The following is a 16,392-nucleotide window of genomic DNA, read 5'->3' as shown; positions in this document are numbered from 1 at the left end:
ACCTCTCCTTGATACTTCTATAGTCGGCGGAAGGATGTGAAAGGTTCAATACCTTATCCTCCGTTTCTTTCGAAAAGGGAGTTAAGTATATAATCCCCCTTATCAAGGGGGACACCGCCGTAGGCGGAGGGGGTATTCCGCAGCGGTTGCGTTGCGAAGGTGCGACGCATCGCGAGCGTAAAGCGAGCGAACTCGCGCGCACCTTTGCAGGAAGGGGTGTGCCCCCGGATCGTCCCGCGCCGCGTTTCGATGCCTCGGCAAGCCCAACACAAGTACGTGTTCATTAATAAATTCGCTACTCGAATGTCGCGCGGCGCGGGAAAGCCGGGGGCCAGGGGAAACCACGAAGTGGTTGCCCCACCAATATCTATAGGTAATGTTTGGGCGCTTTGTATTTTTCCTACATGCCCCCCACCATCACGTTTCTCCCTTCCAAAAAATCCGGCGAAATCGCCGAAGGCACCAGGCTGTCCGATGCCGCCGCACTGCTCGGCGATGCCAGCCTTCACCTCGAATGCGGGGGCAAGGGCACCTGCCACAAATGCCTGGTGGAGCTCATCGAGGGATGCGTGGAAGTCAAGGGCAGGAAGTTTTCCGTGACGCCGGCCGACGGCCCGCTGCAGATCCTGTCGTGCCAGGCCGCGGTGTGCGGGGACGCCGTTGTCGCCGTACTCCATGACCGTGCAAAAGAGGCGGCGGGAATGGCGCTCGGAAAAGACCTCATGGCGATCCCGCCCGAACTGTTCCCCGCGCCAAAGGACATTTCACCTATTGTCAAGTCGTATTCGCTGAGCGTCGAGCCGCCGACGGCCGACAACAACGCCTCGGACTTCGGCCGCCTCGAAAAACAACTGCGCAAGGCCGCCGAACAGGCCGGCGCCATCCGCTGCGACCTTCCCGCACTGCGAAAGCTGCCCGAGGCGCTGCGCGGCCAGAACGGGCAGGTGACGGTCCGCGCGCGCGACGAGGGCGCCGGTCTTGTGGTTGAATCGGTGGAGCCCGGCGATAAGTCGCAGCGCTCCATCGGCATCGCGTGCGACATCGGCACCACCACGATTTCGATGCATTGCGTTGACATGGCGGACGGCAAGATCCTCGCCAGCAGGTCTGACTACAACGCCCAGATCAGCCGCGGCGCCGACGTCATCGCGCGCATCGAGTTCGCGAAAACGGAAAAGCGGCGCGAGGAGCTGCGCACGCTCGTGCTTTCCACGGTCAACGGCCTCATTGACGGATGCCTCAAGGAGATAAAAACGCCGGCATCGTCCGTGTTCAACGTCGCGATCGCGGGCAACACCACCATGGTGCACCTGCTGCTGGGCCTGCCGCCGCAGACCATCCGCGAAAGCCCGTATGTTCCGGTTGTCAACAGCCCGGCGGTCATGACCGCGCGCGAGCTCGGGCTCAACGCGCACCCGCTGGCAGCCGTGTCGTTCGCGCCGGGCGCGGGCTCCTACGTGGGCGGCGACATCACGTCGGGCCTGCTTGCCGCGCCCATGATCAATGACGCCAAGGGCGTGGGCCTGTTCATGGACATCGGCACCAACGGCGAGATCGTGATCGGCAACGCCGAGTTCCTCATGGCGGCCGCGTGCTCGGCCGGGCCGGCGTTCGAGGGCTCGGGCATCAAGTGCGGCATGCGCGCGGCCGACGGCGCCATTGAATCGTTCGACATCGACCCGAAAATGAAGGACGTGAAATACGGCGTGATCGGCGGCGGAAAGCCCAAGGGCATCTGCGGGTCGGGGCTCATTTCGCTGCTCGGCGAGCTGTATTCGAAGGGCCTCATCGACCGGGCCGGCAAGATCACCGACCGCGTGCCGGTATGGCGCGCGCCCCGGGTCGAGGGCACCCGCGGGGTCCTCCTTGTCAAGTCCGCGGCCGCGTACGCGAACAAGGAGATCGTGATCACCGAGGCCGACATCGAAAACCTCATCCGCACCAAGGGCGCGATCTACGCCGCCTGCGACCTCATGCTGTCTAACATCGGCCTCACCTTCGGGAGCATTTCGCGCGTGTCAATCGCGGGCGGGTTCGGGCGGTTCATCAACATCGAGCACGCGGTGCGCATCGGCATGCTGCCCGACATCCCGCGCGACCGCTTCAGCTACCTGGGCAATTCCTCGCTCACCGGCGCGACGCTTTCGCTATTGTCAAAGACGCGGCGCGACGAGATGGCCGCCCTGGCCAGGCGCATGACCTACATCGACCTGTCGTCCGACAACCGGTACATGGACGCCTATGTGGCGGCGCTGTTTCTGCCGCATACGGATTTGAGCAGGTTCCCGAGTGTCAAGTAATCAAGATGTTAATGGGGAATGGGGAGGGGGGCTTGCCTGAAAGTACACCTTCTATTTCCACAACGGCCGGAGCTGCACATCGGATGGAATTCCCATGAAGGCCGGAAACCGTGAGCCTTGTTTTTGAATCTCGTCGATTACCGAGAACATTTTTTCAATTGCAGGACTCGGGAGCAATGCTTTGGTGGTTATCCAATCAACGACGGCGGCAATAGAAAAGATACGAGTATTGTCGATGTGAATTTTTTGCCACTCAGCAGCCTTGCGAGGAATCTCGGGCCTTATTGCCAGCTCCCTGTTCCAGAGTCGGCTGTGATGAGCGCATACATTTCGAACGTAGGTGAGTGCGTGCATCCAGTTGTGCAACACCGAATGGTGTATACCGAAAATGCTGCTGATACTGCGTTGGGGATCGGGTAACAATCCGCCATACAGTTTGGAAATGCTTCCGAAACTCATCACTTCGACGGCCATCCAAAGAGGGAGACGGGGAAACCCCGAGTATTTTGACTTGAAATGATCCAAGAAGGTCTCATGCCCCCTGACGATTTCGATTTCCACCGCTTGAACCCATTTTGCGTGGTCAAATGTCGACCTAAACACAGACGGATCGTACTGCACAAACGGTCCATATTTTGCCGTAAGTTGATAGGTGACCCTTGTGCGGAGGTAAATCTCAATGGGAGAAAGCGCGCAGATAAACGCTTGACGCAGCGCGTCGTCGAGCTTGTAAAGTCTGGTGAGTTGCTCAAAAGAGGTTCCAGGTAGAAACAAGTCGTTCTGCTGCAAGAAAGGGAAGCGATAGGCGCTCAGTCTGTAATAGCTTACACGTGAAAGGAATTCCGCAGCTGCCTTCAGATCGCGCACCAGGAGGCCGCGTTTGACAAACAGCTGGACTTGATCATCATAGGAGAGATGGGGTTTGTCATAGGGTTTGAGCGACATCTTGCGGTACCCCAAAAGAAAACCCGCCATGGTTGCGCATTTCGCATAAGCGGAAGAGGCGTGGCGGGTGTGTTGCCTTTAATATACAAATCAAATACGTTTGTTTCAAGAGAAAAATTTTACGGGTATGCAGATTTCCCGTAAATAAGGCATACCTTGCCACTGCCCTTTGCGGTGCCCCGCGGCCTGCTGTTTGAGGAGTGATATAAATAATGGTCGGTATCAAGGCTCGTGGCACACTGGTTATCATGCGGCCGGAATGGCGAAAGGGAACCCGGAACCACGCGAGGCAGACTAAACGAGGGTTCAGGCAACCGGAATATCCTGTCAGGAGGCCGAAAAAGCGGTGTGGAACGATGAAAAATTTTTTCTTCCGGCCGCCTGAAGGGGTTTTTTAAGCACCTGAACCACTTTTTAGCTTACCTTAACCACCTGCCCGACCGCCTGACTCATGGTTCCGGTCGCCTGAACCACCTTTTCGGGCACCTTAACCACTGTTCCGCCCGCCTTAACCACATTGGCAGCCGCCTGAATCACTTTTCCGGCCACCTTGGCTGCTTTTCCGTTTACCTGAACTGGTTTTCAGGTATCCTGAGGCGCGATTCACCTTGAGGTTTTTGATTTAGAATACGCAAGCTGCAAGACGAAATGGGAAGGGCAGGGAGGAGGGAGAAGGAGAGGGCGAAGAGACGGGCGAAGAGGAGAGAATGTGAGGGAAAAAGTTGCAAATGGAAATGAAGACGTGTTGGATAATTACGCAGGCTTCACAAAACTGAGTAGGTCAAGAACTTCTTTCTTGAGAACTGTGACGGATGGAATCTCAAGGTCGTTAGGTACTTTATCAACAATTTTTAATAGTTCAGATGCATTCTCAGATTTCGACAATATTGCTTCGCGCGCAAAACATAAAGTTGGTATCCAACGGTAATATGGGTTATTAGTCAATTTGCCTGCTTCAATGGCTTTTAGATAAAGATCTTTACCCATGCTGAAATTACCTTTTCGGAATGCAATCAGCCCTGATGTTGCGGTGAGACAAATATTAGTTGTGTTGGTTAAGTCGGATATGTCGCCCACATTTTCCATCAGGCTTTCGGCTTGGGAGAGCTTATTAACTAGCACCAGTGAATACACTAGGTTGTTGATCAATTGTGGATCTCCAGGGTGTGATACTAATCCACTTTTCAGGATATCAATCGCCAATTGTGGCTGATTTAGCAAACTAATTGCTACGTGAGATGCCATGAGGACGGGACGCTTTGTAAAAGGCATATCCTTAGCCCAGTTCTTAGAATAGAAGAAAGCGTCATTCCATTTGTTTTCAAAATAGCTGTTAAGCGCCAATGCTTCAGAATTGCAGTTCACGTTATATCTTTTTAGATCCAAGTCAAATAGATAATCTATGTTGTTAATCCATTCGACTTGGGCAAGGGAGTTGTCATTTGGCGCAATAAGAGAGCTTTGAAGCAATTTTCTTGCTTTCTTTCTGTTTCCAGCATTTAACTCGACTGTAGCAATTGACGAACAAAGTTCCGTTAAGCTGTAGGGATCGAATTTCTTTGATTCAATGAATTGTATTCCTCTTTTGATAAATGATGACGTCTTCCCCAATAGGTCCGCGAGAGAAATTTCCGAGGATATTACCCAGGGGTCGTAACGTACAATACCACTTTTCTTTACAATGTTATGAATATATTCGGGTTCTCCAAAATGTGCAAAGAGCCGTATGGCCGCTCTAACAATGAACCTATTCTCAGGTGACAAGTACAACGCTGCCTTCATATTCTTAATTGCCTTATATTTTTCTCCTAGTATTGAATAACATCTAGATAATTCAACATGTGGAATGGGATTTTGGGGGAAGGATCTTAATCTATCTCTTAAAACATTAATAGACTTATATACTTTCGAGAGACTTAAGTCTTCCCCTGGCTGTGGAGGAGAGGTGTTGTCATGAGGGTTCTTGCCTATAATGATTTCAGCTAGCCGAATTAACGGTGGTGGGCATTTCTCGGCTTGTTTAATGACAAATCTAGCTGCATCTTTGGCATCATCAGTGAAATCGTCGCCATTTGCAAACGTAGCACTGATCAAATCGGCTGCAAATGAGATTCTCTTATTTTGTCGCCAAATAGCTGTGTAGTCGGAAATGTCAAATACCTCACTTGGTTTGCTTGGAAATGTAAGACCGGAATGGTCTAATTCCCCAAGGCAGGCAGTTACATTGAAGCTGCGCCAGTTTGGAATTACTCGTCGTTCTTTTTGCTCAAACTGTTCTGCCATTATTTACCTAGTAGATATTCGGCTTTTAAGTGCAGGTGATGGAATTTTGAAACGAACCTTTCCAGATTAAACTGATTCTGAATTCCACAAAGATTCCTTGGGTGGCCTCGATTCTCTGGTAAAGGATAACAAAGCCTTTCAACAACCCATCCAAGCTCCTCTTTAAAAAATGCATTGGAAATGCAATTCTTAAATTCATCTAGAGATATTGAGAAAGCTTCTAAAAGATAAGGACGTATTTGATCAAAAGGACCACGATAAACATGCACCTTAAATTTGTCGGGAAGATTTTTTTGAAGCAGTGCGGACATACTTGTGCCAGCAAAATAGAAAACGACCATACTACCGAGAAGATAACAATCTGTTGCAAAAACACGTTTGCTCCAATCTTTCTCAAAGTACTTGTACATTATTTCAGGTGGTGCATAGGTAAAATCTCCAGAAAAACACATTTCATCGTAAGGGCCATTGACGAGCCTGCAAACGGACCTTCCAAGATCGCCAATTTTTGAGCTGGTGTCGAAAACGAGAATGTTGGAAGGCTTAAGGTCTTGGTGGCTTATTTCGATTTTATGAAGTTGTCTTATACCGATTGAGATATCATGCAAGGATTTTAGCCGCCATGCAAAGTCAAGGCCATCAGAGAACTCGAGTCTCGATCTTACGTCGCCATCAGCTAAGTCGAAAATCAAATAGGGTACAACAGGAATTGTATACTCTGGAATAGTTTCTTCGCCCGCCTCATTAACATACACGACTTTGGTTACGTGAGACGTCTTACAAAGATCCGAAAGTTGCTTTTCATATTTGTAGGCATTTAGCATATCCGCCATTACATCAACTATCTCGGCGCTCTTTGCAAGTTGGAAGAACTTGGCAAAATCGAATGCCTTTAGAAAACAAACCCTCTTGTCTTTTTGTACCTCGTAGCATACTGAGAAAAATGAACCTGTCGAAGTCTCGTGTTTTTCAATCTTCCTAGTAACTTTCCAACCGCTCTTAAGTTCTCTACCTAGAAGATCGTGGGCAGCATTTGTTTCCTTCATGTTTATACCTGCTCGTTGGATAAATACTATTTCGGATGGCTTGAGTAACTATCTGTAATGCCACTTCGATTTCCGCTCATCACTCAATCGCGATCCAATTGAACATTTTTATCGGCATACACGAATTCTTTCATACAGCCCTATCTTCCCACCACTTTCAACATATCCCTCTTTCCCGCCCTCATCTCATCCCCGTCCACTTTTCTCCCATTCACCAAACACCTCACTTTATTTTTATAACTCATCATCCCTGCGCCGGAGGTCTTATTGCCTCCCGCCCCCATCACCTGCCTTTTCACCCCCGCATTCAAGTCATGCGCCGTGAGCCCCAGCGTCATTATCTGCCCGTTGGAAAAGAACAGCTTCAGGCTTCCCCTGAACGTGCGCACGAATTTCGGGGCCATGTCCAGCGGGTAGAGGAACCCGATTTCTACCATGAAGATCGCCTCTGTCGTATCGGTCCCGGAGAATGAGAGCGGTTGGGCGTTTAACGGGGCGAACGCGATTTTTGTCAGTCGGTAATTGTTGCTGCCTGTGGAATCCATCCGCCACACGAACTGTGCCTGAATCGGGTCTTCGTTCTTCCACGACAACTGCGGCACGGGGGACTGCATGCCGGTTGTGTCCATTGTGTCGACATGCACCACGGCGGAGTCGAGGTGAATGGTTGCTGGCGAGTGGCTGGTAAACTGCACGCCGTCTGCAAAGCTCATCAGGGAGTTGTTGTAAATCTGGATCGTCGAATCCGACGCTGTGATGTCCTGGCCGCGGACGGCAAGGGCCGCGAGAATGATCGGCAAAAATATTTTTGACATGTGTGTGCGTTCTCCATTTTTCTGAAGGAGAAGTTCCTGTTGCTACGCGTTAACCCGTTAACGCGTCAACTCGTCTACGCACCATGGGTGAAGCTTCAAGTATGTGAATTTATTCCCAACACCTGATTCTATGATGCCGTCGGGTTCTTTGTCAACGAAATCAATTTCGTCCCATGTTGCGTGCATCCTGTGGGAACAAGGAGCGAAAACGACGGCCCGCTCGTGCAACTGAGTCGGGGGCTTCGCCCCCTGAACCCCTACCTACTTTCTTTCAGCAGCGAAAGAAAGTAGGCAAAGAACGCCGCGCCTGCAGCGCCGCCTGATCCCTCGGCCTCCGGGCCGCTCGTAAACTCACCCGGCAGGACAAACCTATAGTTTGATCAAAGATGCCGGGCTCAAACAGCACGAGCGGCCGATCCTTCGGCCGAGGGGGCGTCGCTGATGGCGATGTGAGAAATCAAGACGAGTAGAGTTGAATGGCACAGCCCGCGCATTCCCCGCGACTTGGCGCGGGGTTAGCGGGCGACTATAAAATATTCTAATTCTATAGCCAAGGAAGAATCCCCGCCACTTGGGGCGGGGTTCTTCAATTTGCGAAGGCGGTTTTTAAAGAGGTGGGCAATGACCCTTTGCCCCGCGTTAGGTGGACCGGAGCGGTGCGCCGGAGCGCATTGCCGCCTGACCACGGTGCGAAGCGCCCTCGTGGCAGGCGGCAACGAGGGCGAGCCCGAGCCCGGAGGGAGACCGACCCCGCGAAGCGGGGGAACGCCCAATTTATTCTTCCCTTTTTGCAATGCGATGTCCAGACTTTCACCTATTTTCGAGCGGCCAATTCCTTCGGCCTTCGAGGCGCCGCTGATGGCGAGAGAGAAATCAATTGCAGTTCACTTTAAAATTGCGAAGCAGTAATTGACAGGCGGGCAATGTTCCTCTGCCCCGCGTTAGGTGGACCGGAGCGGTGCGCCGGAGCGCATTGCCGCCTGACCACGGCGCGAAGCGCCCTCGTGGCAGGCGGCAACGAGGGCGAGCCCGGGCCCCGAGGGAGACCGACCCCGCGAAGCGGGGGAACGCCCTGATTTATTAATAATTTTATTTAAAGTTTTTCCGGTACTAACTGATGCATCAGCCCCAGCACCAGGTCCGGCGTGATGCGGGTGAGGCAGTGGTTGTCATTGTACCGGCAGGTGCGCTTGAAGCAGGGGGAGCAGTCGGTCTTGACATGCGCGATTCTTACCTTGGCGCCCAGGGGGCGGGTCCAGGCGGGCGCGGTGGAGCCGAAGATCCCCACCACGGGCGTTCCCGTGAATCCGGCGCAGTGCATGAGGCCGGAATCGTTGGCGACCACCACCCTGGCGTGGGAAATGATGCGCGCCGCCTCCACGAGCGAGGTCTTGCCCGCGAGGTTTTTCACGCGTTCGGGACCGGCCGCCTCCACGGCCTCGGCCGCCGCGGCGTCGCCCTCGTCGCCGAGCACCACGATTTCCTTGCCGGGCAAAAGCTCGGCGAGCGCGGGGAACCCGTTCCACTGTTTTGCCGGTCCGTACTTGGAGCCGGGGCAGAACACGATGCGTCCCGCGTAATCGTCGTGCTTGTCAAGCTTGACGCCCTGCCAGTATTCGGGCGGCACGTAATCGGTTTCGAGCACCATGGCGTATTCGTAAGTGAGGTGGCTCGAAACGTTGCGCAGCGAGCGCGGCAGCGGGCTCGTGAGCAGCGGCCTGCGCCATTCGCCCGAAATGCCGCGCCGCTTTTTTATCCGCGTCCGGAAGGCGAACAGCGCGGACGAGAACGAGGGCGGCAGCACGTACACCGCGTCGAACCGCTGCTTTCGCACCTCGTCAAGTGCGGTAACGTATCCTTCGCGGGTGCTGCGGTTGATGGGGATGATGGGATGGCCGCACAGCGCGGCACACAGGGGGACAAGGGGCTGGGGCACGAGAAGGGTGAGGCTGGTGTGCTGCATGGTGATCTTCCGGTGGACCACCGAGAGCGCCAGGACGCAGTCGCCCAGCCAGTTCGGCATGATCACGAGTTCTTTTGCCATATCGATGCCTCTTACCGCCGGAAATGCTACCGAATTATGTAATATATATCACGGAATTTTGCCTCACGATGGCGCGCCTTCCGCGTTTTTGCCAAAAAAGTTTTTGACAAATTTCTGCCTTATTTGTATCATTCATTTAGCCGACCCGATCTGAAGTCCGGCCCTTTTTTTTATTACGTGTTTTTTACACTTTCCCCCGGATGCGAAAGCGTCGGCAAAGACAAACATTCTTAATTGCGTACGACTTACAGCCATGTTTCTTTGCAGGAAAGGAGCAACTATGGCGAATCAACATCTACAACGGGCGCTCGCGTTGATTGCAGTCCTGGGATGCCTGTGGTTTTCATGGGCGGCGCAGGAGGAAAAAAGCGACGAAGGCCCCAATCCGACCTTTACCGCAGACGCGACCCGCGGCCTTGTCCATACGCCTTCGGCCGAGACCGTGGGCGCGGGCAGGCTGTCGTTTTCCGTTTTCGGGAGCTGGTATAAACAGCAGATCGGTTATACGCTCACGCCCAACGCAGGTTCAAACATCATCGTGGGCACCGGCGCGTTTTCATTCGGCATCAACCCCTGGTTTGACGTGTTCGGCCAGGTAAACGGGTTCGGCTCGGTCGATTACAAAAGCAGCCCGGCGGCCGGGCTCGGCGCTGTTCAGGCCGGCGTCATGGGCGCGCTGCCGCTCCCGGAAGCGTCCCCTTTTCACCTGGGCGCGCAGGCCTCCATTGTCGGCGGCACTTCGTTCAACCAGCTCGACTCGAACGCCGCAGACGGTTTCGATTATTTTGAGACGCGCACCGGGTACGATTTCATAGGGCGGGTGCTTGAGTCGGCCGTGTTCGGGACCGAGGAGAAGTCGTTTAAAATCCACCTCAACGAGGGCGCGGTGTATTCCCTGCAAAAGGACAAAAAGGCCCAACTGCTGCTCGGGCTCGGGCTCCAGGGAAACGTGCATGAGATCATCACCCTGGGACTGGAGGTAAATTCCCTGACCTTTTTGAACAATGTCGCGTTCAAGACCGACCCGGTCATGGTGACGCCGTCGATCGTCTTCCGCACGCCCTTTTACATGAATTTCCTGCTCGGCGCCGACATCGCCGCGTCCCAGGCAAGGCCGTCGGGCCAGCCGCGCGCGCTCGAGCCGTACCGGGTTTTCGCCGGCATCGATTTCACCTTCGACCTTCTTGCCGGAAAAAGAAAGGCCGACCGCGAGGCGCAGCGCAAGGCGGAACTTGACAGAGAGGAACAGACGAGGAAGGCCGCGCACCTGCAGGAGGTCGCCGACGGCCTTGCCAAGAAGGTGATCGCGGATTCCATTGCCGCGGCCCAGGCGCGCGAAGCGGAAAAACGTCGGGCCGATTCGCTCGCGGCGAAGTCGAAGCGCGATTCGATGGAGCTTGCCGACACCAAGAAGCGTCTCAGCGACGAGGTGTCGAAGCGCTCCGACATGGAAAAGCAGCTGCTCTCCACCGGCCTTCTCATCCTCGACGCGGTGTATTTTGAGACCGGCAAAACCGAGATTTCCATAAACTCGAAACCGTATCTCAACATCATCGGCAAGATGCTGCTCAAATATCCCAAGCTCCAGCTCGAAGTGGGCGGCCACACCGACAATATAGGCAAGTACGAGGCCAACAAGCGCCTGAGCAACGCGCGCGCGGAATCGGTGCGCAGTTACCTGGTAAGCGTCGCGCCCGAGCTTGCCTCGCGCCTCTCGGCCGCCGGATACGGCCCCGACGTTCCCAAGGCAGACAACAGGAGCGCGGCAGGAAGAAAGATCAACCGCAGGGTCGAGCTGCAGGTGATGAACAAGGAAGTGCTGAAGGAATATAACCAGTAAAAGAGTTTCTTTGCTGGATTGAAAAGGCCTCTGTTCTTGATAAAAGGGCAGGGGCTTTTTTATTAAAATAAAAAGTCGGGGGAGCGGTATACCCCTTCGGGTACTTCCAAGGGTCGTCTCCCCCCGGCCCCGGCTTCCGCCGCCTCCCTGATAAAAAGCGGCAGGTCAAGATTTGCACGTCGGAAGAAGAGATTGTTGTATCGGCAGAGGGGATCTGCGGTCATTGTTTGGAATCCCGTACCCTACGGCAGAAAATTCATTTAAAAAATCCCAGCTTGCCGCAAGGTCTTTCAATTACATAGTATATTTCTGAGGAAATGAAAAGGACCTTTCCATGTCATCTATGATTGAATTAATCCGCCGCCGCGTCTCGGTCCGCACCTATGATCCCATGCCGCTTTCTGATGAGCAGAAGGCCTCAATAAGGAACATCTGCCAAAGCAATACCATCGGTACGTTCGGCAATAAATGCCGCCTGGAACTCATTGACCTTGCCGAAGCGGAAAAAGCCGGGCCGCGCCGTTTCGGCACCTACGGATTCATCAAGGGGGCGCGGCTGTTCATCGCCGGCGTGACAACGCCTGCCGCCCGCGCGTTTTTGGATTTCGGGTATTGTTTTGAAAAGGCGGTACTCGAATTGACCGGCCTCGGCCTCGGAACGTGCTGGATGGCGCTCACGTTCAACAGGCAGGGTTTTGCGAAAAAGGCCGGACTGAGGGACGGCGAGAAGCTGGTGATCGTGTCGCCCGTGGGCATTCCCTCGGGAAAAAGGTCGCTGGTGGACGTGTTGATTAAAATCACCAACCGGTCGCGGGTAAGAAAACCCTGGCGCGAGCTTTTCTTCGACGGCGATGGGAATAAACCGCTCACGCAGGGAGCGGCAGGCAGGTACGCCGAAGCGCTGGAATGCGTTCGCCTCGCGCCGTCGGGCGTCAATTACCAGCCGTGGCGCATCATACGGGAGACGCCGCGCGATACCTTCCATTTCTATGCCAAACGGGCGGACGCGAAGGCCAGGGGCGAGCTGCACGCCGGCATCGCCATGGCCAACTTCGAGTGCGCCGCGCAGGAACTCGGCCTCAAGGGCGCGTGGCGGATCATTGACGGAAAGGAAATGCCGGGCGCGGATTATTTCGTGAGCTGGATCGGCGAATGAGCGGAAAGGATTTCATGAAAACAATCGTTACCGGCGCAAGCGGCCATGTGGGCGCGAATCTCGTTAGAAAATTATTGGAGCAAAAACGCCCGGTGACCTGTCTTGTCCGGTCGTCCGACGGGGCGCTCAAGGGGCTGCCTGTTGAAATTGTCAAGGGAGACGTGCGCGATCCCGCGAGCCTGGCGAAGGCGTTTGCCGGCGCGTCAACCGTGTTTCACTGTGCGGCCCGCATCGGCATCACCGGCGGCGGATGGAAAACCATCAAGCAGATCAATATTGACGGCGTGGCAAACGTGGTGGAGGCATGTCTGAAAAACAATGTTCGCAGGCTCGTGCATTTCAGCTCCATCCACGCGTTCGACCCGTATCCGCATGGCGAGCCGCTCAACGAGACGCGGCGAAAGGTCTCCTCGCCGCACGCGCCGCCCTACGACCGTTCAAAAGCGGCGGGCGAACAGGAAGTGCGGCGCGGCATTGCACAAGGTCTTGACGCGGTGATACTCAATCCCACCGGCATCATCGGCCCGAACGATTTCCACGGTTCGTTCTTGGGCCGCATCGTGAAGCAGATCGGCCGGGGAAGAATGCCGATCGGCGTGAGGGGCGGTTTCAACTGGGTTGATGTCCGCGATGTCGTGGACGCCGCGCTGGGGGCCGAGGCTAAGGGCGTCCGGGGCGAGCAATACCTGGTTCCCGGCCATTGGGTCTCGATCGGCGACATGGCGCGGGTCATCGACGGGATGCAGGGGCGAAAAACGATGTGGCTGCTCAGCCCGCTGTGGCTCGCCGCAATCGGCGCGCCGTTTGCTGAATGGTGGTGCAGGCTTTGCGCGCGGGAACCTCTTTACACATCGGTATCAATCGCAACGTTGAAGAACGGCCACAAAAATATTTCCCGCGACAAGGCGTCCGCCGCCTTCGGCTATTGTCCCCGTCCCTTCGAGGAAACGATCCGCGACACGCTGGCCTGGTACCGGGAAAACAAGCTGCTTGACTAACCGCGAAAACGCCGGTCGCCAATCGGCAGGCGCAATGATTATTTCGGCAGGCAGGAGACAGGCCGTGCCTCTCCCCCGCAATTTCTAACTGCTCTAGAAATAAATAAAACTCATCAACGCGTGCGCCGCGATCGTGGGCTTGATGATCTGCGTGCCCTGCTTGATCTTGAACGGCACCGCCGCGTCCCCCTTGTTCAGCGCGTTCACCACGATGCAACCGTCGGCATTTTTGCACGCGGTGATTTCCAGCGTTGACCCCGTGAGTGCGCTCAGCACGCGCACGGCGCCGGGCTGGAAGTATTTGCTGAAATGCGTCATATAATAATAATTCGGAAAGATTTTCATGCTGTCGGTCGCCGAATCGAGCACGATGGGGCCCACGCAGCTGCCGGGCTCGGGCCTGTTGTGGTACGGCCCGCCGCTGTAATCGGTGTCCAGGTTCCACGTGAGATACCCGCTCGACCAGTTGTTGAGATCGCCGATGATCTCGTGGGCCATGCGCTCGGCCTCGGTCCAGGTGTCACGCACGCTGCATTCGGTGGCGATCAAGGGATACGTGGGGAAATTATTATGGGTGGTGTCTAGGTTCTGGAACAAATCGCCCGCGTACCGGTGGTACGCCACGCCCCAGGCGTATTTTGCCGCGGCGGCGTCGCCGAGGATGGTGTTGGCCCAATCGACGATCAGGTCCTTGTTGTGGTCCCAGATCATTATTTTCGCGTCAATCTTGTTGGTGTCGAACACCGGGCCGAGCGCGTTCTTGAGAAAGTCCCTTTCCTGCGCCGCCGAATAGACGCACGCTTCCCAGTAGGCGTCGTAGGCCGGCTCGTTCTGGATGGTGATGCCCCAGACGGGGATGCCGTTGGCCTTCATCGTGTTGATGTACTTGACAAAATAGTTGGCCCATGAATTATAACAGTCCGTGCGCAGGGTGCCGCCGCCGCCGCCCGCGGCGCCCAGCCTATTGTCCGACGTTTTCATCCAGGCCGGCGGCGCCCACGGCGAGCCGAACAGCTTGAAATTGGCGCCCGGAACGTGCAGGGCCTGCTTGATGCTGGGGATCATCCATTTCATGTCGTGGCTCATGTCGAAGTTTGCAAGGCCGTAATCGTTGGTCGTCCCGTCGTAGTCGTACATGGCCAGGGAAAAGTCGCAGCTGTTGATCGCGGCGCGCATGAGCGAGAAGCCCGCGCCCGTGTAGGGGTTGAAGAAATCATTGAGCACCGCGGCCTTTCTCGCCGGGGTGACCTTGCAGAGGTTGTATACCGCGCATTCGGTAAACGCGGCGCCGAACCCGTAGATGGTCTGGTACGTGGTGGCCGGGGTCACGGTGAGCGTGGGAAGCAACGAGCCGTCGTCTGCGGCAAAGGAAAGGGCGGGCTGCGCCGCGAGCTGGTCGCCTGCCTGCGACGTCTGGAGCACCTGCACCTGTCCGGCGGGAACGGTGCGCGACAGCGTGATGTCGTAGGTGCCGGTCAGAGTGCTGATGCCCAGCTTTCCCGCGTTGTAGCCCACGGCCCAGGAGAAGATCGAATCGACCGCGGCCGAGGCCTTTGACAACGATTGCCGTTTGACAAGGTTGCCGGTCCTCTGGAAAATCCCCGCGGTGCTTCCGGTGCCGGAGAGAAAAGGCGTTTTGATGCAGGTGACGCTGTTACCGACCTGCACGCGCAGCAGGCAGATCTGGGAAGACGGCCTGCCCAGGAACGGGTTGATGCGGTATTCGCCCTGCGTCAGTTGCTTGTCGAAAAAAGAACCGGCAAGCCTGCCGCCGAGGGTGTAGAGGCCCACGCGCACCCGCGATGAGACGTCCCTGACGCTGAACGTGAGGTTGGCGCCTGAGAGGAATGGCCTGTTGATTTCCGGGGAGGGCAGCGCCATGGGGCCGGCCGAAACAGGGCCGCCGAACGAGTAAAAGCCGTTTTGGTCTGAAATGCAGGTGAGCCCGGTGTCCGCGAGACTGACGATGGCGCCCTGGATCGGAGCCTGCGTGGCTTGGTCTTTTACCGTGCCGGAGATCGCGACCGCCGCGTTGAGGGAAAAAACAAGGGTGACAAGAAAAACAAGAATGCGGGATAACGTTAAACGCATAAAAACTCCTTTGGGGGGAAAAGGATATCTTTTTTATAAAGTACAAATATAAACACAGAAATGAATAATGACGGGAGATTTCTTAATTTAATTCAATCTAAAAAAAATATTGGAGGATACCGCGATGATCCTCATTTCGTCGCGGTCATCTTTACCGAAAACATATACGTCACACCAATGGACCCGCTGCGGAGCTTGGAGGACACCGTGCCCGCTGCCGAGCGGGTGAGCTCGAGCGTGGCGCTGCCCGCAAGCGTGGTGTCGGCGATCGGCGGTACCACAAACCTGCCCGAATCGGGCACGCCGGCGTCGTCAATCACGATGTGGTTTGCGGAATCTTTTGTTGATTCGATGGAGAGCTTGACGGCGACGGGCGAGCCCTGCGCCACGTCGGTCCAGGTGACCGTGGCCCCCTGGCCCAAACGGAACGAGGCGGGCGCGGTGGCGGCGCCGAACTCCGCAGCGGGCGTGCGCACGCTCGAGGTGCATTGGGCGCCGTTGGAAAGGGTGATCACGAACTGATAGCCGGTGTTCTTGACAATGGCGAGGTTGTCCTCGGTATAGCAGAGGTACAGGGCGGAACTGTCGTACCCCATGGCGGTGCCGTTGACCGACACGCCGCCGTTCTTGATCTTGACGCTTGCGTAATTTTTATCGTATACCGAGACGTGCACGGTCTCCCACGCCGGCGAGGCGCTGCCGAAATACTTGCTGATGCTCATGTTCGCGCCGATGAGGCTGAAATCGTCGATGTCGACATCGTTAAGCGGCGACACGCACAGGCAAAGCAATATCATGGCCGTGCCAGACAGATATACAAAGGGCAGTAACTTCATTTTCATTGCATCGCCCATTTTTTGTTTTCAATCCGCAA

The 16,392-nt window shown here is 55.4% G+C and carries 11 protein-coding genes; 4 read left to right on the top strand and 7 right to left on the bottom strand.

Annotated features, from left to right (window positions below; all coding sequences use genetic code 11):
• Positions 1 to 404 precede the first annotated feature (404 nt).
• Positions 405 to 2,300, top strand: a complete 1,896-nt coding sequence (locus VLX68_12380; protein HUI93036.1) for an ASKHA domain-containing protein — start codon at positions 405 to 407, stop codon at positions 2,298 to 2,300.
• 51 nt (positions 2,301 to 2,351) lie between these two features.
• On the opposite strand, the gene VLX68_12375 is transcribed toward VLX68_12380, so the two are convergent.
• The 5 genes from VLX68_12375 to waaF all read right to left on the bottom strand — a co-directional run bounded on the left by VLX68_12375 (position 2,352) and on the right by waaF (position 9,433).
• Positions 2,352 to 3,275 carry an Abi family protein gene (locus VLX68_12375; protein ID HUI93035.1) on the bottom strand — a complete coding sequence of 308 codons (924 nt, stop codon included), beginning with the start codon at positions 3,273 to 3,275 and terminating at the stop codon, positions 2,352 to 2,354.
• Between the two features lie 723 nt (positions 3,276 to 3,998).
• Entirely contained in the window at positions 3,999 to 5,528 is a 1,530-nt protein-coding gene (locus VLX68_12370) for a hypothetical protein (GenBank protein HUI93034.1), read from the bottom strand.
• On the bottom strand, positions 5,528 to 6,574 hold the full coding sequence (locus tag VLX68_12365) for a hypothetical protein (GenBank protein ID HUI93033.1): 1,047 nt from the start codon (positions 6,572 to 6,574) through the stop codon (positions 5,528 to 5,530). The genes VLX68_12370 and VLX68_12365 overlap by 1 nt, the downstream gene beginning before the upstream one ends.
• A gap of 140 nt (positions 6,575 to 6,714) precedes the next feature.
• Positions 6,715 to 7,389, bottom strand: a complete 675-nt coding sequence (locus VLX68_12360) for a hypothetical protein (protein HUI93032.1) — start codon at positions 7,387 to 7,389, stop codon at positions 6,715 to 6,717.
• Positions 7,390 to 8,482: 1,093 nt separating this feature from the next.
• Positions 8,483 to 9,433, bottom strand: a complete 951-nt coding sequence (waaF, locus tag VLX68_12355) for a lipopolysaccharide heptosyltransferase II (GenBank protein HUI93031.1) — start codon at positions 9,431 to 9,433, stop codon at positions 8,483 to 8,485.
• 280 nt (positions 9,434 to 9,713) lie between these two features.
• Between waaF and VLX68_12350 the strand changes: the two genes are divergently transcribed.
• The 3 genes from VLX68_12350 (at position 9,714) to VLX68_12340 (ending at position 13,427) form a co-directional block, all read left to right on the top strand.
• Positions 9,714 to 11,273: an OmpA family protein gene (locus tag VLX68_12350; protein HUI93030.1), complete on the top strand. Its 1,560-nt coding sequence runs from the start codon at positions 9,714 to 9,716 to the stop codon at positions 11,271 to 11,273.
• A gap of 334 nt (positions 11,274 to 11,607) precedes the next feature.
• Positions 11,608 to 12,429 carry a nitroreductase family protein gene (locus VLX68_12345; protein ID HUI93029.1) on the top strand — a complete coding sequence of 274 codons (822 nt, stop codon included), beginning with the start codon at positions 11,608 to 11,610 and terminating at the stop codon, positions 12,427 to 12,429.
• Between the two features lie 14 nt (positions 12,430 to 12,443).
• Positions 12,444 to 13,427 carry an NAD-dependent epimerase/dehydratase family protein gene (locus VLX68_12340; GenBank protein HUI93028.1) on the top strand — a complete coding sequence of 328 codons (984 nt, stop codon included), beginning with the start codon at positions 12,444 to 12,446 and terminating at the stop codon, positions 13,425 to 13,427.
• A 93-nt stretch (positions 13,428 to 13,520) separates the two neighbouring features.
• Here VLX68_12340 and VLX68_12335 read toward each other — a convergent pair whose 3' ends face one another.
• Both VLX68_12335 and VLX68_12330 read right to left on the bottom strand, forming a co-directional pair.
• Positions 13,521 to 15,518: a glycoside hydrolase family 30 beta sandwich domain-containing protein gene (locus VLX68_12335; GenBank protein HUI93027.1), complete on the bottom strand. Its 1,998-nt coding sequence runs from the start codon at positions 15,516 to 15,518 to the stop codon at positions 13,521 to 13,523.
• Between the two features lie 131 nt (positions 15,519 to 15,649).
• Positions 15,650 to 16,360 carry a hypothetical protein gene (locus VLX68_12330; GenBank protein HUI93026.1) on the bottom strand — a complete coding sequence of 237 codons (711 nt, stop codon included), beginning with the start codon at positions 16,358 to 16,360 and terminating at the stop codon, positions 15,650 to 15,652.
• Between the last annotated feature and the right edge of the window lie 32 nt (positions 16,361 to 16,392).

The organism is Chitinivibrionales bacterium (assembly GCA_035516255.1).
Lineage (GTDB): Bacteria > Fibrobacterota > Chitinivibrionia > Chitinivibrionales > FEN-1185 > FEN-1185.
Note: the sequence above shows the minus strand (reverse complement) of the source record. Positions and strands in the feature narration are given on the sequence as shown.